Consider the following 26731-nt stretch of genomic DNA (forward strand, 5'->3'; position numbering starts at 1 on the left):
GCAAATGAGTATTGAAGAGTATGTAAATGAAAATTTAGCTGATTATTATGATCTTTTACGGTTAAAAACGATTGCCGCCCAAGATATTGGAATCGTTCAAACAAGTGAGTGGTTAGTAAAAAAATTCCAACAATTAGGTGCAACAAGAGTTGAAAAATGGGATGAATTAGGTGGTAATCCAATTGTTTTCGCCGAATTTGCTGCCAATAAAGCCCAAACGGTCCTATTTTATAATCACTATGATACCCAACCGGCTGAACCGTTAGAGCGGTGGACTAGCGATCCGTTTGAACCCGTTATTCGGGATGGAAAAATTTTTGCTCGTGGCATATCGGATGATAAAGGTGAATTGATCGCACGCTTGTTATTGCTTCAGTATCTCCAGGAAAAAGGGGAACTACCAGTTAATGTTAAGTTTTTTGTTGAAGGTGAAGAAGAAATCGGGAGTGCCCATATTAATGAATATATTGCAGCTCACCGAGAGAAACTTAACGCTGATGTTTGTATCTGGGAAGGTGGTGGCAAAAATGAAGTCGAAAAATTCCAGATTACAGGTGGATTACGCGGAATAGTTGCATTTGAAGTGACTGTAGAAACAGCCGATTACGACCTACACTCTTCTTTAGCAAGTTATGCTGAAAGTGCGCCATGGCGGTTAGTTCAAGGCTTAGCTAGCTTACGTGATGTCAATGGCAATATTTTAATAGCAGATTTTTATAAAGATGCTGATCAATTGACTGAAAATGAAGAAAAAATTTTGCAAACCAACACATTTGATCAAGCGGAAGTTCAAAAAACAACCGGCTTAAAGCGCCCATTTTTGACCGCTGACCCTAAACGAGCATTAGTTAATGGGGCAACTTTAACGATTAATGGTATTACAACCGGGTACCAAGAAACGGGGGTAAAAACAGTGTTACCTCGTTTTGCTTCGGCTAAGCTTGATTGTCGGTTAACGCCTAATCAAGATCCTAAAAGAATTGCTAAGGTCATTCAAGCACAACTCGAAAAAAATGGTTTTGCAGATTTAAAAGTGCGCTATATTGTGGGGCAAAAGGGCTTTCGCACAGACTTAAACTCAAGTTATGCCCAAAAAGCATTCGCCGTGGCTCAAAAAATCTATGGTGCAGATCAAGTATGTTATTTGCCAAATGCCTCAGGTGCTGGTCCTGCATATGCGTTTGGGGATGGTTTAAACTTACCAGTTTTAAGTGTGGGTGTTGGGTATGCTAAGAGTAACGATCATGGGGCGGATGAAAATATCAGACTTAGTGATTTCTTGCAAGCAACAAACTACTTGAATGAATTATTACATGAATTTGGGTGTTAAGTGTATTTTATTGCAACATCTTTCACCTAGCATTAAGATAGTGATGATAAGAGGTGAAGTTTGATGGATAAAAAAATAGATCTTAATGACTATGAACCAGATACATTAGTTCTTGATTATTTAAAGACTTATGAACCTGAGCGTTATGATGAATTCGTCAAAAAAGCAAAGCAAAAAGCTGAAGAAAATAGAAAATAAATCAAATATTTTAGTAGCACCGAAATTAGTGGTGCTACTTTTTGTTTAGCAAAAGTGAAATGTGTAGTTTTTTTGAGAAAACTACACGAAGGTCACAGAAAAACTACACATCTTTGGGGAAAATCTTGCTAACTGATAAATTGACAACTACTTTAATATTAAATATACTTTAGAAAAAAATTAATATATTTTGAGAGGTAATTTGATGGAAGAAACTTTAGAAAAATATGCCCTAGAACATATTAATGATTATGCTGATTTAATCAAATTTAAGTCAATATCAGCTCAAAATTTAGAACTTCCTGAGACAGCAAATTATTTAGCTCAAATTTTTAGTGAGCTTGGGGCAGTATGTGTTAAAAAGTTGGGAGCAAAGACAGCTCCGATCGTCTTTGCCGAATTTAATGGTAATGATCCAACTAAAACGATCTTATTTTATCATCATTACGATGTTCAACCACCTGAACCGCTTGAAAAGTGGGACAGCGAACCTTTTGAGCCTACAATTCATGAGGGAAAACTGTTTGCGCGTGGTGCATCAGATAATAAAGGCGAATTGATCGCGCGTTTGTTAATAGTTAAGTACTTTCAAGCTCACGGTGGCTTACCAGTCAATGTTAAGTTTTTTGTCGAAGGTCAAGAAGAGATCGGTAGTCCACAAATTGAAGAGATCGTAACCCAAAATAAAGCGTTGTTAAAAGCAGATGCCTGTATTTGGGAAGGTGGCGGTAAAAATAATAGCGATAATTACCAGATCGTTGGTGGAATGCGCGGAATCAGTGTTTTTGATGTTGAAGTAAGGACGGCTGATGTTGATTTACATTCATCTTTAGCTTCATATGCAGAAAATGCTGCTTGGCGCCTTATTCGGGGCTTAGCAACGCTTCGTGACGATCAAGGTCATGTGCTAGTTGAAGGTTTTTATGATGATATTGAACCACTATCAGACCAAGAAATAAAAGCTGTTAAAAATTCTGATTTTGATCTTGAGAAGGTTAAAAAACGAGCTGGTTTAAGAAAAACGATCAGTCAAGATCCTAAGTTTGAGCTTGTTAATCAGCCAACTTTAACGATCAATGGTCTTGATGCAGGCTATCAAGGAAGTGGTATCAAAACAGTGATTCCGCATCTTGCCAAAGCAAAACTTGACTGCCGGTTATCCCCATCTCAAGATCCTAAAAAAATTGCTACCTTGATTCAAGCTCATTTCAATAAACATGGTTTTGCGGATCTGAAAGTTCATTATCGGTTAGGCGAATTAGGTTTTCGCTCTGAGATGAATGATCCTTTTGTAGCATTAGTCCTTAAAGAAGCCACTAAAATCTATGGTAAAGATACCAAGTATTTACCTAATTCTGCTGGAGGTGGTCCAGCAGAAATTTTTGGTAAGACACTCAAATTACCAATTTTAGCTTTTGGAGTAACTTACGCCGGCAGTCAAGTTCATAGTCCCAATGAACACATCCGTTTGGCAGATTTTGGACAAGGCACCCAGTTGTTAGGTGAGATCTTAACAGCATATGGAAATAATTAAACGGATTTTTATAGCTAACTATGAGTTATGGTAGTTAGTTTTTTCAACGGAAAAATAAGTAATTTGTGCGACACTTTATTAAATTTGTTTAATTTATAGGGCTTATGTCGAGCATTATAGTACGAGGAGAACTATAATGTAGTTGAATTTTGAATAACTGATGGGGTGATATGATATGTTAAAGAACAAAGCAGTGATGATCGGCGCTGGGATCGCCAATATGGCAGCCGCCGTTTATTTGATTCAAGAAGGTCATTGGAAAGGCGAAGATATTACTTTCTATGCCCTTGATCTCCATGGTGCAAATGATGGGGCAGCAGCATCTGTTGCCGCCGAACAATATTGGAACAAGAATCATCCAATGGAAAATACTAAGGGTTACGTTGCCCGTGGTGGACGGATGCTTAACTACCGTACGTATGTTGATTTGATGGATCTCTTGGATCGGATTCCATCTGTGACAGAACCAGGGATGACTGCCGCCGAAGATACTCGTGATTTTGATCGCCATCATCGGACATATGATAAGGCGCGTTTAATGCAAGGTGGTAAAGGTATTATTGACGGCCATAAATTAGGCTTAAATAACTTAGATCGGATGTTATTATCCCGTTTAGTCATGATGCCGGATGAAAAAGAACAAGAGTTAGACAATGTGTCGATTGCTGAATACTTCAAGGATGATCCCCATATGTTCCAAACAAACTTTTGGTATATGTGGGAAACGACCTTTGCCTTTCGAGTGGAATCTTCTGCGCAAGAATTGCGTCGTTACATGCATCAAATGATTTATGAATTCTCCCAAATTGAACATTTAGTTGGGGTCAACCGGACACGCTATAATCAATTTGAAAGTATCATGCTACCATTGATCAAATATCTTGAAGGTCAAGGTTGTAAATTTATTATGAACAGCCGGGTACAAGCCTTTGATTTCAAAGATACTGCAATGCAAGATGAGATCACAGTTACTGGGCTTGAGATCTTAGATACTAAGACTAATGAACTGAAGCATGTTGACATTGACGAAGATACTGCGGTCTTCTTTACTAATGGTTCGATCACCGATTCTGCTAGTCTAGGTGACTTCAACACGCCAGCTCCAGAAAATATGGACTATGGTGCTGCTTCGTCACTTTGGAAACAAGCTACTGAACATTTCTATAATTTAGGTAATCCAGACAAATTCTTTGCTGATCGCAAGGCCTCTGAATGGGTCAGCTTTACTTTGACGACTAAAGACCATCTTTTGTTAAATGAAATTGCCCGAATCACGACTCAAGTTCCAGGAAATGCTTTAAATTCCTTCTTGTCTACTGAACCGATCACACCATTAGGCCATGAAGATGTAAATATGTCGATCGTTGTGCACCATCAACCACACTTTACGACGCAAAAGCCAAATGAAACAGTTCTTTGGGGCTATTTCTTGTATCCAAGACGTCACGGTGAATTTGTTGATAAGCCATATATTGAAATGACCGGTAAGGAAATGACCCAAGAATTGATCGGCCAACTTGCAAAGGTTGATCCAGGTCCAGTCAACATTCGGGAAAAAGAAGCAGCAATCATGGATAGTGTCATCAACTGTATTCCAGTTTACATGCCATATGCTTCAGCTTTATTCAATAATCGGGCTAAATCTGATCGTCCGGAAGTTATTCCAGAACATTCAACTAACTTAGCCTTTACCGGTGAATTTGTTGAACAACCATATCAAATGGTCTTTACCGAACAAAGTGCCGTACGTTCAGGTGAAGTGGCAGCCTTCCACTTTGCAGGAGTACCGGAAAGTAAATTAGTCAAAAATCCACGTTTTGACAAGGATCCACGGGTTCTATTACGAGCAGCCAAACGAATGTTTGAATAATCTAATAACTTATAAAAGCGGCTGGAAAACAGCTGCTTTTTTATATGTTTAAAAAGCGCTATTTTTTTAATTATTTGTGGGCTATGATATGATGAAACTAAATATAGTATGAAATTTGAGGCGAATTTATGGAGAAACTTGAACAAATGAAATGGGTGATGATCTATCAAGCGTATTTAAAAAAGTCACACGCAAAGGTCGAACTAAAGAGGAATTAGCCGAAGTTATTTGCTGGCTGACCCAACTTGACACTACTGAGCTGGAGCAAACTATTACAAGCACACAAACACTAGCAGAGTTTTTTGCTAAAATCAAGCTAAATCCTAAAGCAAATTTGATCAAAGGAAAAGTTTGTGGCATACAAGTAGAAGTGCTTGCTGATCCTTTTTTGCGTAAGGTGCGTTATTTAGATAAGTTAGTTGATGAATTAGCACAAGGTAAGCCAATGGCTAAAGTTTTACGAACATAAAATCTAAGGTGATAAATAAATGAAAGGTAAAAAAGAGAGTTGTTGTTATTTTTCATAGCAATATTATTTTTATTAGGGGTGATGGTAGTGTTTTTTAAATTAAATTCTACTTGGCAACGGTGGATCGGAATTATCACAGCAGTCATTGCGCTTAAGGGTGTTTGGCTGTGGTTTAAAGCTGATAAAGTTGAATAACTAGATTGACAGAACTAAAACTGACCGAACATAGAAAATGTTCGGTCAGTTTTCTTATGATTAAACTACTAGGAGAATCACTAGAAAATCTAAAAGAAAAGGGTTACAATTAAATTGGTTTATACCAATCAGAGGGAGGAAAATCGTGAAGGCGAGAAAAGATGAAGTATTAGAAATGTTGTTGGCAAACGCAACTGAAATGACTGCTAAAGATTTGGCTGATCGTTTAGGGATCGATCGGACTAATGTTAGTCGTTATTTGAATGAATTAACTAAAGCGGGAAAAGTTAAAAAAATTGACGGGCGTCCCGTAAAATTTCAAATCATGCCGAATTTATCTAAAAAGTACATTAGTTTTGATAACTTGATTGGGCGCGAAGATTCGTTGAAAAATCCGATTCAAAAATCTAAGGCAGCGATTTTATATCCGCCAAGAGGATTACACACAGTTATTTTTGGTGAGACAGGTACTGGTAAGACGATGTTTGCAGAATGCATGTATCGTTTTGCCGTTGAGGCCAATGTTTTGGCTAAAGATGCACCATTTATTACGTTTAACTGTGCTGATTATGCGCAAAATCCCCAATTACTTTTTGGGCACATTTTTGGGGTAAAACGTGGTGCGTTTACTGGAGCTGAAGAGACACGGGCTGGTTTGTTAGAAAAGGCTGATGGCGGGATTTTATTTCTAGATGAGATCCATCGTTTGCCACCAGAAGGGCAAGAAATGTTATTCACTTTTATTGATAAAGGAAAATTTCGCTCATTGGGTGACAGTCAAGAAAAGGAAGCTTCGGTCCAAATCATCGGAGCTACAACTGAGACAAGTTCAATGTTTTTATCGACCTTTAACCGGCGGATTCCCATGCAAATCGAACTGCCTGCTTTAGCGGAGCGTTCTTTGGACGAAAGATTAGCGATCATTAAAGAATTTTTACAACAAGAAGCTAACCGTCTAGGTCAAGAAATCACGATCGATAAGCGCAGTTTGCTAGCTTTTTTACTCTATCATGCTGAAGGAAACATCGGTCAGCTGAAACGTGATTTAAAATTAGTTTGTGCCAAGGCTTTTTTATATCACCAAACTAGTGATAACGAAGAAAAATTAAGAATCGGAGAAGATGAGCTCCCATTAGTGGTTCAAAAAGGCTTATTACGTGTCAATGAAGTTCAAGATATGCTAACACCTTTTTTAGATAACAAGAATCTCTATTTGACCTTAAAGCCAGGTACCCAAGAAGTCGTTTGGGGGCAAGATCCAAGTAAAGACATGGAAGTTTATAACTCGATCACTTATAAGCTGGAAAAACTAGGACGCGAAAACTTATCTGAGATCGATCTAGGTGAATTGATATCAAAAGATGTTGATAAATATTTTGAAACTTATGTTGAAGAACTTTCCCATACCAATGTTTATCAAGAGATCATTTCTGATGAATTATGGCAATTGGTTAATGAATTATATGATTTTGCTGCCGAAAAATTACAGCGAGAATACACTGAAAAGAATCGCTTTGCCTTCGCATTACACCTTAATTCTACAATTGAACGCATAAAAAGTGAGCAGCTTATCACTCATCCTAATTTAAATGATGTCCGTAGAAATCACTCCAAGGAATTTCAACTAGCGATCGAGCTTTCCAATCGAATCGAAGAGGTCTATGATATCATGATGCCACTAGATGAAATTGGTTTTATTACGATGTTTTTAACGATGGATGCGCATGAAATCAAGCCGACGATGGAACGTCAAGTTGCAGTGTTAGTCGTTATGCACGGAAAATCAACCGCTTCCAGTATGTTAGAAACGGTCCAAGAACTTTTGGGGACAAGTAAAGGTATAGCTTTTAATATGCCACTAACATTAAAAAGTGAAGCAATGTATGGTCAAATTAGAAGTTATATTCAGCAAAATAGAGCAGAGTTGACAGAAGGGCTCATTATTTTGACCGATATGGGTTCCCCGAATAATTTTGGGAATTTGATTTTTCATGAGATGGGCATTCGGACCCGCGTAATTTCAATGGCAAGTACGATACTTGTTTTAGAAAGTTTACGATTGGCGATCATGGGACGGTCACTAGAAGAGATCTACAGCAGTGTTACTTCGATCTTTCAAACAATGCTTCACTTGGAAGAACCCATGCCAAAGGATCAAAAGAAAGTGATCATTGTTGCTTGTTTTACGGGTGAGGGGGTTTCAAAACGCTTAAATGAAGTCGTTTCGCAGCTGGTCAACTTAGATGAATTTGAGATAATTCAAATGCAATCATTAGAGCGTGAAAGTTTTAAACATCGTATTGACCAAATTATTTCGCAAAAAGAAATTGTGGCGATCATTGGTACGATGGAACTTCATTATCAAAAAATTCCTTTTATTCCGGCCATGAATCTGTTTAAAAAAGATAAGATCATCGAATTTCAAGATCTCTTAGGAAGTACACTCACTGTAAGTGAAATGTCAGAGTCGCTAATGCAGTATTTTTCGCCACAATTTGATGTCAAAGAGCTCTTCTTTTTAATTGACGATGTGCTCCAAGCGATTCGCAAAAAGCAAGAATTGATCATTGAAAATACTGTATTGCAAGCTTTAAACTTGCATATTGCCTTTTTAGTTGAGCGGATCAAGAAAAATGAAACTAGACCGCCATTTGAAAATGTTACAGCTTATCATCAACAGCACTATCAGTTATTTGAACATGTGGCAACTCAATTAGCGGTACTGGAAAAGAAATATGCATTCAAATTTAGCGAAGATGATATTGCTTATATTGTTAAGACACTTGAAGATAATCAAATTGAACTAGGATTGCACAGTGTGTAATTCTAGTTTTTTTGTGTGTAACTTAAAAGCCTTATCATACCGGCGTTTATGTGGTGAAAAGTTGGCACGAAAATTGCTATATATAAAGTGTAAAGCAAAAATATCTTAATTTTATTACAAGGAGTGTTTATCATGAAAAGAATTATGTTAGTTTGTGCAGCGGGAATGAGTACGAGTTTATTAGTAACAAAAATGCAAAAGGCAGCTGAAAATGAAGGCCTAGAAACGGATATCTTTGCAGTTTCAGCGACAGAAGCCGATGCAAAATTAGAAGATTCCAGTAAACCAGTCGATGTTTTATTATTAGGACCTCAAGTTCGTTTTATGAAAGGTCAATTTGAAACAAAACTAGCAGCTAAAGGTATTCCGGTCGATGTCATTGATATGAAAAATTATGGCACGATGAATGGTGAAGCAGTTTTGAAAACAGCGCTTGGATTGATGAACTAAAGGAGGATAGCCCAAATGAGTGAAGAAATAAAGCAAGAACAATTAGAAGCGGTAATGGGATTGATCATCAATGCGGGCAACGCTAAAAGTGATGCAATGGAAGCTATTCAAGCGGCTAAAGTTGGTGATTTTGCCTTAGCCAAAGAAAAATTAGCCACTGCTGATCAGGCTTTGATAAAAGCGCATCATTCTCAGACTGGCTTACTACAAGATGAAGCTAGTGGAAAGAAAATGACACTTACGTTACTAGCTGTTCATAGCCAAGATCACTTAATGACAAGTATTACTTTCAATGATATGGCAAAAGAAATAGTTGAGCTTTACCAACGTTTGGCCGCTAAATAGGAAGAAGTGATCATGTGAAATTAGCACGCAACGCTCAAACGTTAGCTGAAATTGCGGATTTAGTTGAATACGCTTTCGACAAACCGCAATCACTGCTAAATGATTCACTTTTTCTAACACGCTACGATCATGCTGATGCTTATGGTGTAAGACAGGAAAATAAGCTGACCAATCTGGTTATGGCGAATCATTTTGAAAGCCAATTTTTTCAACAAAGACTCAAAATGGCAGGTGTCGGATATGTAGCAAGTTATCCTGAATATCGCGGAAAAGGGCAGATCAGTAATATTATGACCGAACTGTTAAGTGATCTTTATGCGCAGGGTGTTGCAATTTCGCAACTAGCACCTTTTTCAGCAGCCTTTTACCGCCAATTTGGTTATGAATTTACGAGCCACCAAAAAACGTACCGGATTTCAGCACAAGCTTTTACAAATTTGACTAGTGAATGCAATGGAACCATCAAACGTGGCTCTTGGCACCAATTAAAACCCACGATTTGTTCACTTTATCAAAAATTATTACCTGGACAAGTTGGGACGGTTGTCCGTGAAGCTTGGTGGTGGGAACGCTTAGATAAGTACTATGACCGGCGTTTTTATGCAGTTGCCTTTAATGATGCAAATGTTGCCAAAGGATATCTCATTTATCGGATGCAAGGAGCAACTTTTGTGATCGATGAGTTCGCATACGAAGATGATTTTGCTGTACGTAAACTGCTGACTTACGTGAAAGCGCATATTTCGTCGTTTAAAGAGATCGTTTATCATGGTCCAGCAAATGAAATACTTGAGCATTATTTTAGCGAACAACAAGAACTTTCGTGTACCTTATCCCCTTATATGATGAGTCGAATTATCGATATTGAGCAATTATTTACCCATATTTTATTAGATCAAGCAAAAATTGTGCTTGAAGTGACCGAAGATGAGCAATGCCCTTGGAATATTGGCAGTTGGCAACTTGAGCAGGGAACGTGTAAAAAGGTCGATCAGCCGGGAGAGTTAAAAGCTTCGATTCAAAGTTGGAGTGAACTATTATTAGGTGACTTAACGCTCGCAGAAGGACTTTTTCTAGGTAAAGTAACCGCAACTAAAAAATTTGAAACTGAAATTTTTCCAAAGGGGCAGCAACGTTTTTATGATTATTTTTAAGTTAAATGATTTATGACAGAATCAGGAGGAAGACACAATGGACAAATTTATCAATTTTATGGAAAAATACTTCATCCCATATGCATCAAAAATCGGTAATCAGCGTCATTTAGTAGCGATCAGAGATGCATTTACCGTTACGATGCCACTAATGATCTTAGGGGCTTTAGCGGTCATGTTCAATAACTTACCGATCCCAGCTTTCCAAAACTTTATGAAAAGTATTTTTGGTGGAACTTCGTGGACTGGCTTTGGTGCCGCTGTATGGAACGGAACCTTTGGGGTGTTATCCGTCTTTATCGCCTTTTTAGTTGCTTACAATTTAGCTAAAGGTGTCGGTAAAGATCCAATCGGTGCCGGAATCGTCTCTGTTGCTTCATTTTTCACTTTAGGAGCAGCAACGACTGGGATGAATTCATCTGGTTTATTTATTGCTTTGATCGTGGGAATCTTAGTTGCTGAGATCTTTACTCGTTTAGTTGGAAATGAAAAATTAGTTATCAAGATGCCTGATGGGGTTCCACCGGCAGTTGCCACTTCCTTTGCTTCCTTATTTCCAGCAATGATCACGATTTCAATTTTTGGGTTAGTAGCAGCGATCATCGCCGCTTTTGGTGTCAAAGATATGTTTGCCGCCTTTTATACTGCAGTGCAAGAACCATTTATGGGCTTAGCAAATTCATATGGTTCAGCTTTGTTTATTGCCTTTATCACACCGTTTTTATGGTTCTTTGGGCTTCATGGTGCCAATATGATCGATCCATTTATGCAAGCGATCAACGCGCCAGCTATTGCAGCCAACGCTAATGCTTTAGCTGCTGGCAAAGAAGCACCTTATATTGTAAACAAGCCATTTATTGATTCATTTGTCAACATGGGTGGTACAGGGGTAACGATCGGGCTGATCATTGCTATTTATTTAGTCGGCCGACGCAACAAACCTTATATGGTCGTAAATAACTTAGCTGCAGCCCCTGGGATCTTTAATATCAATGAACCTTTAATGTTTGGCTTGCCACTCGTTTTAAATCCGATCATGTTTATTCCATTTATCTTAACGCCGATGGTCTGTGTAACTACCGCATATTTTGCTACGAGTTTTGGTTGGGTCCCAGTTGCTACGGTCATGCCTCCGTGGGTAACTCCTCCGATCATTGGTGGTTTTCTAGCAACACAAAGTTTTGCAGGAGCGATTTTAGCTGCAGTTAACTTGGTTATTTCGGTTGTGATATATCTCCCATTTGTTTCATTAGCTACTAGACAAGAAATGAAAAAAGAACAGCAAGCGTAATCGCATAGAAAGGAAAATATCATGAAAAAATTTCCCGAGAATTTTTGGTGGGGTGCCGCAACTTCTGGCCCGCAAAGTGAAGGGCGTTTTAATAAAAAGCACGCTAATGTCTTTGACTATCACTTTGAGATTGAACCTGAAAAATTTTATGACCATGTTGGTCCCGATGTAGCATCTAATTTTTACAATAGCTATCAAGCAGATCTTAAAATGATGCGCTCAATTGGGATGAATAGTTTACGGACAAGTATCCAATGGAGTCGCTTGATCGATGATTTAGAAACAAATACCGTAAATGAAGAGGCAGTCGCATTTTATAATAATGTGATCGATGCGATCATCGCTGAAAAGATGACGCCTGTAATCAATTTGCACCATTTTGATCTGCCCGTTGAACTATATCAAAAATATGGTGGTTGGGAATCAGAAAAAGTGGTCGAATTGTATGTTGGATTTGCCCAAAAATGTTTTGAATTATTTGGCGATCGAGTCAAATTTTGGACTACGCATAATGAGCCGATGGTCGTAGTGGAAGGCCAATATCTCTTCCAATTCCATTATCCTAATATTGTTGATAGCAAAAAAGCCGTACAAGTTGCGTATAATCTAAATCTCGCTTCGGCTAAAGCGATTCAAGCATTTCGTAAATTAGCCCTTAAAGATGCTCAAATCGGGATCGTGCTAAATTTGACTCCGACTTATGCAGCTTCAGATGATCCAAAAGACCAAGAAGCAGCTAGAATTGCAGAACTTTGGAATAACAAAATGTTTTTAGAACCTGCAGTTTATGGTCATTTTCCAGCTGAACTAGAAGAATTGCTGACTAAAGATAAAGTGTTATGGGAAACAAATGATGTAGAAAAAGAAATTCTAAAAAATAATACGGTTGATTTTTTAGGGGTCAATTACTACCATCCTAATCGCGTTAAAGCGCCAGAGATTGCGCCAGATTCGGTCGGAGATTGGATGCCAGATCGTTATTATGACGCCTACGATCTACCGGGACGGCGAGTCAATTTAGATCGTGGTTGGGAGATCTATCCGCAGGCACTCTATGATATTGCGCTTGATCTCAAGGAAAATTATCGTAATATTCCGTGGTATGTTTCAGAAAATGGGATGGGTGTTTCTAATGAAGAGCGCTTTAAAAATTCTTCTGGGATGATCGAAGATAACTATCGGATCGATTTTGTGCGTGAACATTTGAGCTGGTTGCATAAAGGGATCATGGCGGGATCTAATTGTTTTGGCTATCATATGTGGACGCCGATCGATTGTTGGTCGTGGCTCAATGCTTATAAGAATCGCTACGGATTTATTTCTAATGATATCCATACACAGCTGAAAACGATCAAAAAATCGGGGTATTGGTTTAAAGAAGTTGTTAGCCAAAACGGGCTGGAATAAGTTGGAAGGAGAAAAAGATGAAACGTGAATTAGGTATTTCGATCTATCCTGACCACAGTGATCCTCAGGCTGATCAGAGTTATCTAAAAAAGGCTGCAAAATTAGGATATACCCGTCTTTTTATCAGTATGCTAGAGGTAAACAATAAGACAAAAGTTAGTCAAAAATTCAGTGAGATCATCGGGTATGCCAAGAAACTGGGGTTTGAAGTGATCTTAGATATTGCACCAACGATTTTTGACAAACTAGGTATTTCTTATGATGACCTCAGCTTTTTCGCTAAATTAGGTGCAGATGGTATTCGCTTAGATGAAGGATTCGATGGCAGTAAGGAAGCAATGCTGAGTTACAATCCTGAAGGTTTAGCGCTTGAACTCAATATGAGCAATGATGTGGCATATTTAGACAATATTTTATCGTATGAGGCCAACAAACCTTTCATTTATGGGTGTCATAATTTTTATCCGCAAGCGGGTTCGGCCTTGCCTTATGATTTTTTTGTCAGTTGTAGTCAACGTTTCAAGCGCCAAGGGATCAAAACTGCCGCTTTTGTGACCAGTCAAAAGGCAAAAATTGGACCATGGGATATAAATGATGGTTTGCCGACTTTAGAGATGCATCGTCATTTGTCTCTTGAATTACAAGCAAGACACCTGTTTGCGACCGGTCTGATCGACACGGTGATTATTGGTAATGCGTATGCATCAGATGAAGAATTAGCACAGTTAGCAACTAGTGAGCGCTATAAATTGAGTTTAGGGATCGAATTTGTCTCTAATGCAACAGAGCTCGAGCGAAAGATCGTAGCTGATCCGATGCACTTTAGACGTGGTGATATTACAGCAAATGCGGTACGTTCAACGCAAGTAAGGGTAAAGTATGCTAATGCTGCTAATCCACCACACGATAATAGGCAAGAATTTCAAGTGGGGGATGTAGTGATCGGAAATGATGACTTTGGTAAGTATAAAAATGAATTGCAGATAATTTTAGAACCACATCAAGATCCACGTAAGAACTTAGTGGGCAAGATCTTGCCAGAAGAATTGATGTTACTTGATTTTGTTAAGCCGTGGACTAAATTTAGCTTTGTTCTCAAAAACTGAGCCTTTAATTTGCGTGTTTTGTGATGTGCAAACAAGCTAGAGAAGATCAAGTGAATGTTTTTTATGACAGAACTAGGTCAATTGCTAAAATATTATTGGGGTAACTAGCTTAAGATTAGTTATTTTATTGGGAAAAATATCTTGATAAATGCGTCTTGATTTTCCAGTTCAATTTTTAGAAATTCTGATAAATTAATGTTATAGTGAGTTATGTAGAAATATTCTAATTTATCTTGGGAGGAATTTTACATGAAGTATGGAGAAACAAAAAAAGTTTTGAATCAACTTGTTGCAGATTTGAGCCAAATGTCGATGGTCATTCATCAAACACATTGGTATATGCGTGGCACTAACTTTTTGAAGTTACATCCCTTGATGGATCAGTTTATGGATGAGATCAATGATCAACTTGATGTGATCTCAGAGCGTTTGATCATTCTTGACGGAGCCCCATATTCAACACTTCGTGAAATGACTGAGCATACGGGGATCAAAGACGAACCAGGAAGTTATGATAAAACGATTGCGGAACACTTAAGTAAATTGTTAGCCGGCTATCGCTATCTTGAAGAGCTATATCAAAAAGGGATCGAAGTGAGCGATAAGGAAAAAGATTACAGTACGCAAGATATCTTTATCGGTTTTAAAACTGAGATCGAAAAGAAAATTTGGATGGTAAGTGCTGAATTAGATCAAGCACCTGGGATCGATAAATAGCTAACGTTTGAAACATCATGTATCACTTGATAGCGTGATGTTTTTTTGTACTTCAAAATCTTATAGCTAGAAAGACAAAAATAGACAGGTTAGAAAATGAATTGCGAGATTTTAGAGAGTCTACTGATGGAGTGAAATATAAGCGCGGGAAAAGTGTTTTAGAGCAATATGAAAAACAGCGCTCGAAAAACGAGCGCTGAATTATTTTAGTTTAGTTCGGGTATGGTTAAAGGTATGTCAAATTGTTTTAAAAATATCTTGAGCATACCTTTAAAAATTTCTTCGAATAGTTCTGATGTTTCGGGGACACAACTGTTAGTTCTGAGCGGATTTTTGCTAAATTTAAAGTTTTTTTATCAGACAATAAATTTAGTTTTAAAAGTATTTTATCGTGATCTTCTTGAGTGAAATTGAATTCTAGGCAAAAAATATGTGAAGAGATAGGATGAGTGGGTGTATGTCCCATAATTGTTGCGATATCAATGACTGAGTTTTTTAATAGCATATTGTTTTTTGCTGTTAAAAGTATATATTCGTTTATATTCATAGTATCCAACTCACTGCCTCTTTTATTACGGCGCTCCTCTTCCGTTCGTTTCTTTGTGATAAGTTTTACTCAAAAAGTGAAGATGTTGCAAGTTTTCTAAATCAAAAAATCTGAAAAGCGTGTGAAGTGAACCCATAAAGTTGGACACTCTATTTAGACTATATTTCTTAAGGCAAGATGTTTAATAGTTCAATAGGTATCAAAGTTTGACGATATGATCGCAGACCTGCTCAAAATATGGATCATGACTGACCATAATGATCGTTTTACCCTTTTCCTTTAGCTTTTGGAGCAAGGAAAAGACGAGTGAACGATTTTCAAGATCAAGTGAACCGGTGGGGTCATCGGCTAAGATGAGTTCACCAGGTTTTAACAATGCTCGAGCGATAGCGACCCGTTGTTGTTCACCACCAGATAAGACGGCAACCTTAGTCTTTAAGGAATAATTTAAACCAACTTCTGCCAAAGCTGCTTGCATCTTATTGATTTTTTCTCGATGTTTGAGTTTACTATAAGCAACTCCAAGTTCTAAATTTGCTTTGATCGTAGCTTCTTTGATCAAACCATAGTCTTGAAAGATGAAACTGACATTTTTGCGCCGATATAAAGTAGCTTTGTGGCACCCAACTTTGGGAAGCATTTGCCCGTTAAAATAGACATTACCTTGATAGTTTTCGATCGCGCCTAAGATCTTTAAGAGCGTTGATTTACCGGAACCATTTTTACCGTAGATCACAGTGATCTGATTTTTCGGAAAATTTACACAAAGATCTGAAAAAACGCACTTTTTTTTGAATTTTTTAGTCAGATCTGTTACACAGATGAGAGCATTTGACATTTTTTTTAGCCTCACTTTCTAAGTAACTGATAAAGAGATTTAAGATGAAAAATTCAAGCACAAAAAACAAACTAATAACGACAAGATATACCGCTTTTGGAATATTTTGATCTGGATAAAAAGCTAGCATTACGATGTATTGGAGCCCAAGCATTACTAAGTAAGGATAGTAATTTCGCAAGCGTGAATAACCAAACGTATTTTTTAGTTCGATCTGAGTGCGGTTTTTCTTAAAAAAACTGAGCAAAGAATAGAAACTAAGCGCAAGTACGATCAGCCAGAGCAAAAGTTGCTCATAAAAATGCGCTAACAGATCACCAAATCCTTGACGTAGCTCTTCAAGCTCACCACGATCATAACGGATCAACTGGGCAACATTATCACTTAAATTATATTTTTTTAGGATCGGCTCCCATTGCTGAGACAGTTTGCCTAAAGAAGTTTTTTTAAGTGGTAAAAGCAAGCTATCATTGGCAAAGCCAGATAAGATATTGAGGTGGTATTGCGTAAGACCGTGCTCGATGTTTCCTGGAGTAACGATCATAATGATCTCATTTGCCATATTTTTACCAGTTACGATATTTTTAAAGTTCTGGTTGGATCGAGGGTTTGAGTAAAAGACTTTGATACCATATTTTTGTGCGATCGGATCATTTCTTTGCTCATATTTGAGTCGTTTAGTGACTAAATCTTTAGGTGTATCAGGGAAAACCAAAACTAATTTTTGGGATGCTGGATCAGGAATGATCTTTTTATTATGAACATCTCTTAAAGGATAAAGGTTCAAGTAATTAGTGTTGATAATGACGCTGGTAAGTTCACGGGCAACGGTATTTGGTTGCTTATAGCTAGAGCCACTATCATTTAACAAAAGTGCGCCTTGGCTGTCGGCTATTTGATAGATCTTTTCTAGTTCAGTAGTATTATTGCGGTCATCAACTACATTTCTCCCGATCATATACGGAAAAAATTCAGCATATTTCTTTAATTCAGGACCTTTATGTCCACAGTTACCTGTTAGTAAAGAGCCTAGTGGAGCAAAAAAGGTGATCAAAGTGAGTAAGAAAAAATATTTTTATCCCGCCAAGTAAGCAAAAAAGCGAAAGCGAAAAATAGCGTTCTTTAGTGGGAGCTAAGCTTACCAAATACATCAAGCCTACAATTAGAAAGCTTATTACCAGAACTGCAAAGAAGGTAAAGCCTTGTCTATTTAAGTACTTCAAACAAGGTAAAACAGGGCATGCTGTGCTTTATTGGTGTGGTAGTGTGGTGTTGTGCTTAGTTTGTGTCTATTTAGGCCTAGCTCTTGGAAAGCTATTTTAGATAAGGATCAGGTTGAAAAATGAAAAAATCAACAGAATTATTGCTTGTTGGCTGTGGTTGCTTTTTTGGTGGCACCTTGCGCTATGTTTGTGAGACCTTGATCGGACTTAGTGTTTCAGAGGCTTTCGCTATTTTAGTCGTTAATGTTAGCGGTTGTTTTTTGATCGGGTTGATCTCAGCTGGATTATTTAAAAAGACACTTTCAGCTGAATTTGGCAAATTGGCCTCAACGGGTTTTTGTGGTGGTTTAACGACCTTTTCTTCATTTGCTGATGTTGCTGATGGGATCGTCAATTTATTTGATGCTTCGCAGGTGGTAGTGGGATTGTTATACATCGCTCTTAATATGTTGCTAGGGCTGTTAGCTGTTTACTTAGGCCTAAAAGTAGTTTTAAAAACAAAATTTAGTGATTTTGCAAATTGACCAGTCGCCATCCTTATAATGGAAAGCACGCGTATATGATCTTTGAGCGCAAAAATTAAACTAACAAAATGACCCCCAATACGTCGCTTTAGACGCTAGTGGAGGTCATTTTGTTAGTTTAAAAGTAAAGGTTGGTACATTTCACTTTCGAGCCGGGAGACCGCCTCTTCGAGCAATTTTACATTATTTGGCACTTCTAGGTCATCTAAATATAGGATCGGTGCTTTAAAGCTAGCGAGATCTTGGAGATTAAAGTCAGTGATCACTAGATCATAGTGTGCTTGTTCAAGATAATCATTGACTGAGATATTGTGCCCTTTACTTAAAATGTTTTGGATCTCAGTGATATATGCATAGCGCGTTGCGATCGGAAGCTGTGAGACGACTCCGATACTGATGCAACGGCGCTTCATGTTTTTATGAGGATAGATCATCATTTTGAGGTTATCACGGATTGCTTGTAATTTATAAGTATTGAGGTTAAAGCTTTGTGCTAGCGGGATATTTAAGATCTCAGCGATAACTTTTTCTTCGAAAGGTTGCGAGGCTTCCTTTTTTGCTTCAAGATTGAGGATAGTATTTGAGTAATAGTAACCGTCAAGCAATAAAAGCTTATTGATCGTAAAATAAAGACTGCTGCGCAAAGCATTGAAATTATTGTTGAAATTATAGCTATTTGTCAAGATCGTCGTGACCTGTTCAAGTAATTGCTGACATTTTGAATGTTTAAACAATGAATTTATCTCAGTGACCGGATAACTGATGATATTATAAGTGTTTAAAAAAATAAACGTCAAATAGCTGTAATATTCAGCTAGATCGTGATCTAAAAAAAACCAATTTTGCTTGAAATAATTTGTTAAAGCTTGATAAAGTGGAGTCACTTTAACTTCAAAAAATAGTGTACTTGACTTTTGTTTACTAAAATAAGTTTGGATCAATTCATGTTTATTACTGAGTAAAGATAGCCATAGACTGATTTGATCATTTTGAATGATGCTCAACTGAGAACCAAGTTTTTCTTTGGCGTACGCTTTAAAACCATGGTCAGAAATAACAAATTCTCTTAGAGCTGTGCTTTTAGCATGGTTGTTCCAGTAAAAATTAAAATAAAAATAAAAGAACTGTGATCCAGTACCACGCAGCATATTTTGTTTGATCTCTAAGTTAAATTCGCGTAAAAGTTCATTGCATTCACCGATCAATTTATTAGTAGAAGTCAAACTGATATTTAAGGCACGCGCTGTTTCTTCACGGGTCAACGTTGAATGTTTAAAGTAAAGATCTAAGAGTTGAAAGCGTAATGATGAAGATAAGATCTGTTTATTTAAACTCTGAACTGCTTGACTGCTATAAGGAAGATCCAAAATGATCTCATGGCGTGTTATAGTCAATAACTGGGGATCAAATCCATTGATCTGTTCGGTCAGCTGACTTAAGGTCGGAGAAGTGATCTTGAGTGCTTGACAGAGCTCAGATTTATGGATGTGATTATTATGTAAATGTAGCAATAGTAATAAAGAATAGATCTGTAGACTCTTATGATCAAAGAGTTGTTCATTATGCATGGTAGATCCCCTCCAATGATAAATCTTAAGTTCTTATAAAATTTTAAACAATCAAATTATATAATGATTTTGGTAACTTTGGCAATATTGCTTTAAAGTTGCGCACGACCAATAATTGGTTCATTGAAAAGTGTTATATTTCATAATTTTATAGTTATTTTTATTATAAATAATGACGAAACAAGAAATTTTTTTAATTTATATAAATTGGCGTTTTTTTAGCTTGATTTGATTTTAAAAGGGGGACGAACCATCGAAAATGAACAGCTTTGCACGGAGAATCTAAATTTTTTGAGTAAAGAAAATGTTTGATATTTAAGGAAAAAACACGTTTTTTTGAGATCAAATAAAAACAAAGAATATTTTTAGGCGGTGTTATGGCGTAGATTATTACTTGTAAGGCATGAGAGTGTCAGGCTGATTTGATAATTTACGTTAACTATTGTACGTTTAGTTGTTATTGCACGGTGCAAGTATCAATGTATATCCTCATAAAGACGGTGATAGTTGGCTAAATCCAAATAGCTAGACCGTGATCTAACATGGGGGCAAGCAATGACTAAGAATGAAACTTTGGTACTAGGCATTTGTGGACCAGTAGGTGCTGGCAAAACTTTATTGATCAAACGTATCCAGGCGATGCTTAGTGAGCGCTATTCGCTAGCCACGTTAAGTGATGGTGTTTTTACAGTAGAGGATCTAAATTACGTCTCACCTTTAAATATAGGGCTGGCAGACGAGTTGGATCAATTGCGTCTTAGTGGTAAAATTAACTAGGCTTTGATCGAAAGACCGAGTCGCTATTTGATCCCAGTAGATGCAACGCTATATTTGATCGATGCTAATGCAAGTGAGGTGCGACCAACTTTAAGTGCTGACTTGTTTTTAGTAAATAAGATCGATCTAGCTATATATCGCGGAGTTGATCTAGCTAAGTTACGGGCTAAAATAGCAGCTAAACAACGACAAGCGACGATCTTGATGACTGATCTAAAGGATAATCAAGGGGTCCAAAATATCATTTGTTGGATCGAAAAAACTCTGACTAAATTACAGAAAGAAGCGAAATAGATATGTGTACTGCAGTATCATTTAAAACAAAGGATCACTATTTTGGGAGAAATTTTGATTATGAGCTCTCTTATGGTGAAAAAGCGATCATCATCCCACGTAATTATGTTTTTGAATTGCGAAAATTACCGGCTTTGAGCAAACACTATGCAATGGTCGGTTTGACTTCCGTTTTTGACAATACGCCACTTATTTATGATGCCGTCAACGAGCATGGCTTAGCTATGGCTGGTTTGAACTTTGAAGGCAATGCCGTCTTTTATGACTTTGATCATGCGATGGATAATGTGACTCCATTTGAATTTATTCCATACATTTTAGGACAATGTAAAAACGTGGCTGAAGCTAAGGAAATGTTGACTAAGATCAACTTAGTCAATGAAGCATTTAGTGCTGATCTACCGTTAGCTCCATTGCACTGGATCATCAGTGACAGTGAAGATAATACGATCGTGGTCGAGACTTTGGCTGATGGCATGAAAGTCTATGATGATCCCGTGGGTGTGATGACCAATAATCCAACGTTTGATAAGCAACTATTTAATTTGAACAATTATCGAGGCCTATCGGCTAAAACGCCTGAAAATACTTTTGATCCGACGGTTGATCTACCAGCATACAGTCGTGGGATGGGAACTTTAGGTCTTCCAGGCGATTTGACTTCGAGCTCACGTTTTGTCAAAGCAGCTTTTGTTAAAGCACATTCAGTTTGTGAAACAGATGAAAGTTCTAGTGTCAGTCAAGGTTTCCATATTTTAAGTGCGATCGAACAACAACGAGGCTGTTGTGAAGTGAGCGAAGGAAAGTATGAATATACGATCTATTCTGCTTGTTATAACAAAGATAAAGGGATCTTATATTATAAGACGTATGAAGATAGTCAGATCACAGCTTTAAATATGCATAAAGCCGATCTAGAAAGTGAACAGTTCACCCTTTATCCCTTGAGTCAAACACAACATTTCAATTACGCTAATTAAAAAAATGCGGGTGTCGGTCAACTGATATGGCTGAACCGGACAACACTTCCTACAGAAATGTGGGGAGTGTTTTTTTACGCAAAGAGATATATTTGTATGGTTATAAGGACGATATTTTTCTCTTTAAAGTTAGATCCAATAAGTATATAGATAAAAAGACTAGTAGTTGAAGTCTACTAGTCTTTTTGTGATCAAGCATATTATTTTTAGCATTATATAAGTTGAGTAAACGCCCGCACTAGTACACAGGTTATCTGCCATTGACATTGCTTATTTAGGTAAGGAAGTATTTTTGATAGCTAAAAATTAGTAAATTAGTAGTAAACTAAAACTGATCTTTAGTAACGTAAGCCATCCTCATGAGTATACTTTATGGGGGAAATAAGAATGGAAAATACTAAGAATACTAAACACGAATTGTTTCATGAATATTATGCTCGTTGGATCAAGATTTATAAAGAAGGCGCGATCCGTCAAGTAACCATGCAAAAATACAAAATGACACAACAATGGCTCGTGAAGTTGATTCCAGATTTGGAGATGTGTCAATTAAATCGGACAACTTACCAGCAGTTGCTAAATGATTACGCTAAGTATCACGAACGCCAAACAACAATGGACTTTCATCACCAATTAAAAGCAGCAATTTTAGATGCGGTTGATGAAGGCTGGATCGCACGTGATCCAACACGTAAGGCGATCATCAAGGGAAAAACGCCCCGAGAAAAGAAGCAAAAATTTTTAAATCAGTTTGAAGTTCACAAACTTCTAAGTGATTTAGATTTAGGTCCGACAATTAATTGGGATTGGATGATTTTGTTGATCGCTAAAACGGGGATGCGCTTTTCTGAGGCACTAGCACTAACACCAGATGATTTCGACTTTTTACATCAGTCTGTGCGCGTTAATAAGACCTGGGATTATAAAAATGATACTGGGTTTATGCCGACTAAAAATTTTACCTCTAATCGGAAAATTCAAATTGATTGGCAGACGGTGATTCAGTTTACCGAGTTATTAAAGGGGTTACCAAAAGACGAACCGATTTTTGTGAAAGGTAAAGTTTGGAATTCAACACCTAACAAGCGCTTAGAACGACATTGTAAAAATGTGGGGATCCCTGTAATAACGATTCATGGTTTACGGCATACGCATGCATCGTTATTACTATTTGCAGGGGTATCCATTGCCAGTGTAGCTCGAAGATTGGGGCATGCAAGTATGACAACAACTCAAAAAACATACTTGCATATTATTGCAGAATTGGAAAACAAAGACGTTGATTTAGTCATGCGTTCGCTATCTGGACTAAGTAATTAGCATTTTACTTCATGAGGATGGTTTACGTGACTAAAGATAAACTGCATAAAATCAAGTTTTACAGCATCAGATGAGATATGCTGAATCTTAGACCTACGCTGATGAAGGGTAATGAGATTATCTAAAGAATCAAATACTTGACCGATTTTTCTTTGTTCTTCAATAGAAGGTAAGTAAATATCTATTGATAGCAAATTCTCAGGGCTAACTGATTGACGTTCATATACTGTCCCTTGTTGATAGCGCAATGAGTACTGAATAAAATCTTGTCGTGTAACAACTCTTTCAACATACTCAGGAAGAGCAAGTAAGCCATTTACTTCAAATGTTACGTAAATTGGGCTAAACAATGCTTTACCATATTTATTACGTGCTATTGCACCAAACTTTAAATTAGCAGGATTGTAGACTATATCATCTAACTCGGTTACTTTATATTTTTTAGCAGATTTATCTCCTCGAACAAGTTGTTCACGTTCATAACGCTCTGTTTTAGGAGTAACTCCTTTTTCAACCGTAAATGAAACCAAAGTGTACTCTTCATTTTGAGGATGTTGTACATTCCTCTCAGTGAGTATATTACTTAGCTTTCGCAGTTCCCAAGCGTCAGTAAAAATTAAGAAAAATCGATATATATTTTGTAATTTGTCTAAATTTCAGTGTGATTATGCTATAATAGCTATGGAAATTTTGTGGTGGGGAGTGGTAAAGATGAGTAAATATACACCTGAATTAGAGATAGAAAATGATATGATCGAACAACTTACGCAAGGGGAAAGCCAGTGGACTTACAGGCCAGATATAAAGACTGAAGAGTTGTTATGGAAGAATTTCTTTGAGAAACTTGAACAAAATAATGTAGCTCGGCTTGATGGAGTACCATTGACCGAGCAGGAAAAAAATCAGATCAAAAATCAACTTAATTTTAATAGTTACTATGATGCGGCTAAATGGATCGCAGGCGAAAATGGGATAGCCAAAGTTCAAGTCCAGCGTGAAGATGCTAACCTCGGAACGATCAGGCTGGAAGTTTTGTGGCGTGATAATGTTGCAGGAGGAAAATCAAGCTACGAGGTTGTTAATCAAGTAGTTCGTGATAAAGTAGCGACAGAAGATCGAGATCGGCGCTTAGACGTGACTTTATTGATCAATGGGTTACCAATGATACATATCGAATTAAAGAATCACTCTGCACCATTTATGGATGCTTTTAGACAAATTAAAAAATATGATAAAGAAGGTAAATTTAGAGGGATATATTCAACGTTACAGATGTTTGTTGTTTCAAATGGTCGTGATACTCGCTATATTGCAGCATCAAGGGAAAACAAGCTTAATGATCAATTTTTGACTAAGTGGGTCGATAAGGACAATAAACCGATCACTAAATTACTGGAGTTTACGGAAAACGTGCTCTCTATTCCACGGGCGCATCAAATGGTAATGCAATATTCCGTGATTGATGATGCTAAAAAAGCATTGATCTTATTACGTCCGTACCAAGTTCATGCTATCGAAGCGATCAAACAAGCTAGTAAGGAGCAAAAAAGTGGTTACGTATGGCACACCACTGGTTCAGGCAAAACATTGACGAGCTATAAAGTAGCACGTAATTTGTTACAGATCCCGGCAATTCAAAAGACGATCTTTGTTGTTGATCGCACTGACTTGGATCAACAAACAATATCTAGTTTTACCTCATATGCTGAAAATGATGTGATCGATGTCGATGAAACTGATAGCACGAAAAATTTGATCAAACGTTTATATTCTGATGAAAAAACAGTGATAGTAACGACTATTCAAAAGATCAATACGATGCTACGAAAATTTGATGAAGGAAAATATCAACGTGAATATAACAGGATCAAAAACTTAAATGTGGCTTTTATTGTTGACGAATGTCACCGTTCAGTCTCACCCGAACGCCAGCGAAATCTAACTAGGTTCTTTGTTAATTCATTATGGTATGGTTTTACTGGGACACCGATTTTTAAAGAAAATAAACGTCAACAAAAGGGTGATCTTGCCCAAACAACAGAGCAGCAATACGGCAAAAGACTGCACGAATATACCGTTAAAGAAGCGATCCATGATAAGGCGGTGCTGGGTTTTCAAGTCGAGTATAAGAATACTGTTATTTCTGGAGACGCTAATGATGAAGATGCTATTCCGGATAGTGTCTATGAACAAGAAGAACACATGATAGAAGTTTTAAGGTCGATCCTCAATGATTCGAGAAGAAAATTAGGTTTTCAAAATGGTGTCGGTAAGACTTATGATGCTATTTTGACGGTCAAAAGTATTCCGATCGCTCAAAAATATTTTGAATTATTGACACGCATCAAAAATGGTGAGGAGCCAAGGCTTAAAATCAGTGAAAAAGTTAAACGGACCTTACCAGATTTCCCTAAATTTGCGATAACTTATTCGGTCACTGAAAACGAAGAAGAGAGTTCTGAAAATCAAGATAAGATGAAAGAGGCTCTTAGGGCATATAATGATGAATTTAAAACGCATTTTTCCTTAGCTGATATTAAAGCATATAATGCTGATATCAATGATCGTCTAGCACGTAAAAAAGAACGTTATAGTTTTAGACATGAACAATTGGATCTAGTTATCGTTGTAAATCGATTATTGACAGGTTTTGATGCCCCGTGTTTGTCAACGTTATTTATTGATCGGGCACCGATGAATCCACAAGATTTGATCCAAGCTTTCAGTCGAACTAATCGCTTATTCGATCGTTTTAAGAATTACGGACAGATCGTAACATTTCAAAAACCAGATAAATTCAAAGAATCTGTTGATGACGCACTTAAATTATATTCTAACGGTGGGGGTGATTATGTACTTGCACCAACTTGGAAAGAAGAGAGAGCTAAATTTGATGAAAAAGTGACAAGTGTTTTAGAATATGTGACTTTTGATCCTGAAAATGCGATCGATATAGAAAGCTCTTCAACTGAAAGATTGCGAAAATTTGCGAAAGCATATCAAGAGTTCGATAAAACTTTTTCATCGATCCAAGTTTATTCAGAATACGATGAGGATGAAGTTTTATCAGAGTATGGCTTACAGGCGTCAATGATCGAAGAGCTATCCGGAACGTATGAAAATGTGATCGAAGAATTAAAACGCCGTGGCGAAACAGATGGATCTGAAGATGGAAATGAGATCCCGTTAGATATTATGTATGAGTTAGAAAGTGTTCATACAGATGAGATCAATTATGAATACATCTTATCTTTGATCCAGACACTTATTCCTGATGACGAAAAAAATATCAAGGAACTTCCGGAAAAAGATAAGGTCGCCGTTGATAATTATATTGCTGAATTAAGTAAAAGTAATTCAGGTTTGGCGCAGATCATCAATAATTTATGGCTCGATATCCAGATCGATCCAACTAAGTATGTTGGACAATCAGTTTCAAATATTTTAGACAGTATGATCAAAGAGACGATTGCAACTGCGATCAAAAAGGTAGCCGATGAGTGGTTTGTCGGGTATGATGAACTTGCTTTTGTGGTCAAGAATTATCGCAAGGGAAAAGAGAGACAATTAGGTGAACAAGAACTCAATAATTCCCGTGACTATGAAGCTTATAAGAAATATTATGGTGAAAAAGCACTCCCTAAATTGAAGTATTTACGTTCGCTCAAGCCAGCATATACCAAAGTTATCGATGAGGTGATCGAACCTTTACAAAATAGGAGATAATTTTTAAATTGATCGTTGACTTTGAAGTTTAACTAAATTACAAT

At 37.2% G+C, this 26731-nt stretch carries 24 protein-coding genes; 19 read left to right on the plus strand and 5 right to left on the minus strand.

All coding sequences use genetic code 11. The features are described from left to right. Positions 1-4 precede the first annotated feature (4 nt). From FC32_RS06815 to FC32_RS06870, 13 genes are all read left to right on the plus strand, one after another. Positions 5-1330 carry a M20/M25/M40 family metallo-hydrolase gene (locus FC32_RS06815; protein ID WP_025087080.1) on the plus strand — a complete coding sequence of 442 codons (1326 nt, stop codon included), beginning with the start codon at positions 5-7 and terminating at the stop codon, positions 1328-1330. A gap of 63 nt (positions 1331-1393) precedes the next feature. Beyond that, positions 1394-1528, plus strand: a complete 135-nt coding sequence (locus FC32_RS11070; RefSeq protein ID WP_257575780.1) for a hypothetical protein — start codon at positions 1394-1396, stop codon at positions 1526-1528. A gap of 205 nt (positions 1529-1733) precedes the next feature. Then, positions 1734-3062 carry a M20/M25/M40 family metallo-hydrolase gene (locus tag FC32_RS06820; RefSeq protein WP_025087079.1) on the plus strand — a complete coding sequence of 443 codons (1329 nt, stop codon included), beginning with the start codon at positions 1734-1736 and terminating at the stop codon, positions 3060-3062. 175 nt (positions 3063-3237) lie between these two features. After that, positions 3238-4932 (plus strand): oleate hydratase, encoded by a 1695-nt coding sequence (locus tag FC32_RS06825; protein WP_025087078.1) that lies wholly within the window; start codon positions 3238-3240, stop codon positions 4930-4932. 151 nt (positions 4933-5083) lie between these two features. Continuing rightward, a complete protein-coding gene (locus FC32_RS06830) occupies positions 5084-5401 on the plus strand; it encodes a DUF2200 family protein (RefSeq protein ID WP_025087077.1) in 318 nt (105 codons plus the stop codon). 340 nt (positions 5402-5741) lie between these two features. Further along, positions 5742-8420 carry a sigma-54-dependent transcriptional regulator gene (locus tag FC32_RS06835; RefSeq protein WP_025087076.1) on the plus strand — a complete coding sequence of 893 codons (2679 nt, stop codon included), beginning with the start codon at positions 5742-5744 and terminating at the stop codon, positions 8418-8420. 132 nt (positions 8421-8552) lie between these two features. Next, entirely contained in the window at positions 8553-8870 is a 318-nt protein-coding gene (locus FC32_RS06840) for a PTS sugar transporter subunit IIB (protein ID WP_025087075.1), read from the plus strand. A 15-nt stretch (positions 8871-8885) separates the two neighbouring features. After that, a complete protein-coding gene (locus tag FC32_RS06845) occupies positions 8886-9215 on the plus strand; it encodes a PTS lactose/cellobiose transporter subunit IIA (RefSeq protein WP_025087074.1) in 330 nt (109 codons plus the stop codon). Positions 9216-9229: 14 nt separating this feature from the next. Continuing rightward, positions 9230-10369: a GNAT family N-acetyltransferase gene (locus FC32_RS06850; protein ID WP_025087073.1), complete on the plus strand. Its 1140-nt coding sequence runs from the start codon at positions 9230-9232 to the stop codon at positions 10367-10369. Positions 10370-10406: 37 nt separating this feature from the next. Beyond that, entirely contained in the window at positions 10407-11660 is a 1254-nt protein-coding gene (locus FC32_RS06855) for a PTS sugar transporter subunit IIC (protein ID WP_025087072.1), read from the plus strand. A gap of 21 nt (positions 11661-11681) precedes the next feature. Beyond that, a complete protein-coding gene (locus tag FC32_RS06860; RefSeq protein ID WP_025087071.1) occupies positions 11682-13067 on the plus strand; it encodes a glycoside hydrolase family 1 protein in 1386 nt (461 codons plus the stop codon). A gap of 17 nt (positions 13068-13084) precedes the next feature. Then, the gene (locus FC32_RS06865) at positions 13085-14173 is read left to right on the plus strand and encodes a DUF871 domain-containing protein (RefSeq protein WP_025087070.1); all 1089 of its coding nucleotides are present in this window, start codon (positions 13085-13087) and stop codon (positions 14171-14173) included. Positions 14174-14422: 249 nt separating this feature from the next. Next, positions 14423-14890 carry a Dps family protein gene (locus FC32_RS06870; RefSeq protein WP_025087069.1) on the plus strand — a complete coding sequence of 156 codons (468 nt, stop codon included), beginning with the start codon at positions 14423-14425 and terminating at the stop codon, positions 14888-14890. Positions 14891-15137: 247 nt separating this feature from the next. Here the strand turns inward: FC32_RS06870 and FC32_RS06875 are convergent, their stop codons facing one another. The 3 genes from FC32_RS06875 to FC32_RS06885 all read right to left on the minus strand — a co-directional run bounded on the left by FC32_RS06875 (position 15138) and on the right by FC32_RS06885 (position 17233). After that, entirely contained in the window at positions 15138-15446 is a 309-nt protein-coding gene (locus FC32_RS06875; protein ID WP_025087068.1) for a hypothetical protein, read from the minus strand. A 190-nt stretch (positions 15447-15636) separates the two neighbouring features. Then, positions 15637-16275, minus strand: coding sequence for an ATP-binding cassette domain-containing protein (locus FC32_RS06880; RefSeq protein WP_056957342.1), 639 nt, complete (start codon positions 16273-16275; stop codon positions 15637-15639). Next, positions 16238-17233: a hypothetical protein gene (locus tag FC32_RS06885; RefSeq protein ID WP_156399013.1), complete on the minus strand. Its 996-nt coding sequence runs from the start codon at positions 17231-17233 to the stop codon at positions 16238-16240. Before FC32_RS06885 ends, FC32_RS06880 begins: the two co-directional genes overlap by 38 nt. 384 nt (positions 17234-17617) lie before the next feature. On the opposite strand from FC32_RS06885, the gene FC32_RS06890 reads away from it, so the two are divergent. After that, positions 17618-18022, plus strand: coding sequence for a fluoride efflux transporter FluC (locus FC32_RS06890; RefSeq protein WP_025087066.1), 405 nt, complete (start codon positions 17618-17620; stop codon positions 18020-18022). A gap of 113 nt (positions 18023-18135) precedes the next feature. Here the strand turns inward: FC32_RS06890 and FC32_RS06895 are convergent, their stop codons facing one another. After that, positions 18136-19590 carry a helix-turn-helix domain-containing protein gene (locus tag FC32_RS06895; RefSeq protein ID WP_025087065.1) on the minus strand — a complete coding sequence of 485 codons (1455 nt, stop codon included), beginning with the start codon at positions 19588-19590 and terminating at the stop codon, positions 18136-18138. A 555-nt stretch (positions 19591-20145) separates the two neighbouring features. Between FC32_RS06895 and FC32_RS06900 the strand changes: the two genes are divergently transcribed. From FC32_RS06900 to FC32_RS06915, 4 genes are all read left to right on the plus strand, one after another. After that, positions 20146-20367 carry a P-loop NTPase family protein gene (locus FC32_RS06900; RefSeq protein ID WP_025087064.1) on the plus strand — a complete coding sequence of 74 codons (222 nt, stop codon included), beginning with the start codon at positions 20146-20148 and terminating at the stop codon, positions 20365-20367. Between the two features lie 3 nt (positions 20368-20370). Continuing rightward, a complete protein-coding gene (locus FC32_RS06905) occupies positions 20371-20661 on the plus strand; it encodes a P-loop NTPase family protein (RefSeq protein ID WP_025087063.1) in 291 nt (96 codons plus the stop codon). A gap of 2 nt (positions 20662-20663) precedes the next feature. Then, complete coding sequence (gene bsh / locus FC32_RS06910) at positions 20664-21641, plus strand: choloylglycine hydrolase (RefSeq protein WP_025087062.1); 978 nt, start codon at positions 20664-20666, stop codon at positions 21639-21641. A gap of 387 nt (positions 21642-22028) precedes the next feature. Continuing rightward, on the plus strand, positions 22029-22961 hold the full coding sequence (locus FC32_RS06915; RefSeq protein ID WP_025087061.1) for a site-specific integrase: 933 nt from the start codon (positions 22029-22031) through the stop codon (positions 22959-22961). Here FC32_RS06915 and FC32_RS06920 read toward each other — a convergent pair. Further along, the gene (locus FC32_RS06920; RefSeq protein WP_025087060.1) at positions 22958-23491 is read right to left on the minus strand and encodes a restriction endonuclease subunit S; all 534 of its coding nucleotides are present in this window, start codon (positions 23489-23491) and stop codon (positions 22958-22960) included. The genes FC32_RS06915 and FC32_RS06920 overlap by 4 nt on opposite strands. 181 nt (positions 23492-23672) lie before the next feature. Here FC32_RS06920 and FC32_RS06925 point away from each other — a divergent pair, with 181 nt between their 5' ends. Further along, positions 23673-26687 carry a type I restriction endonuclease subunit R gene (locus FC32_RS06925; protein ID WP_056957344.1) on the plus strand — a complete coding sequence of 1005 codons (3015 nt, stop codon included), beginning with the start codon at positions 23673-23675 and terminating at the stop codon, positions 26685-26687. Positions 26688-26731: the final 44 nt, after the last annotated feature.

The sequence above is a fragment of the Ligilactobacillus apodemi DSM 16634 = JCM 16172 genome (assembly GCF_001434405.1).
In the GTDB taxonomy this organism is placed as follows: Bacteria; Bacillota; Bacilli; order Lactobacillales; family Lactobacillaceae; genus Ligilactobacillus; species Ligilactobacillus apodemi.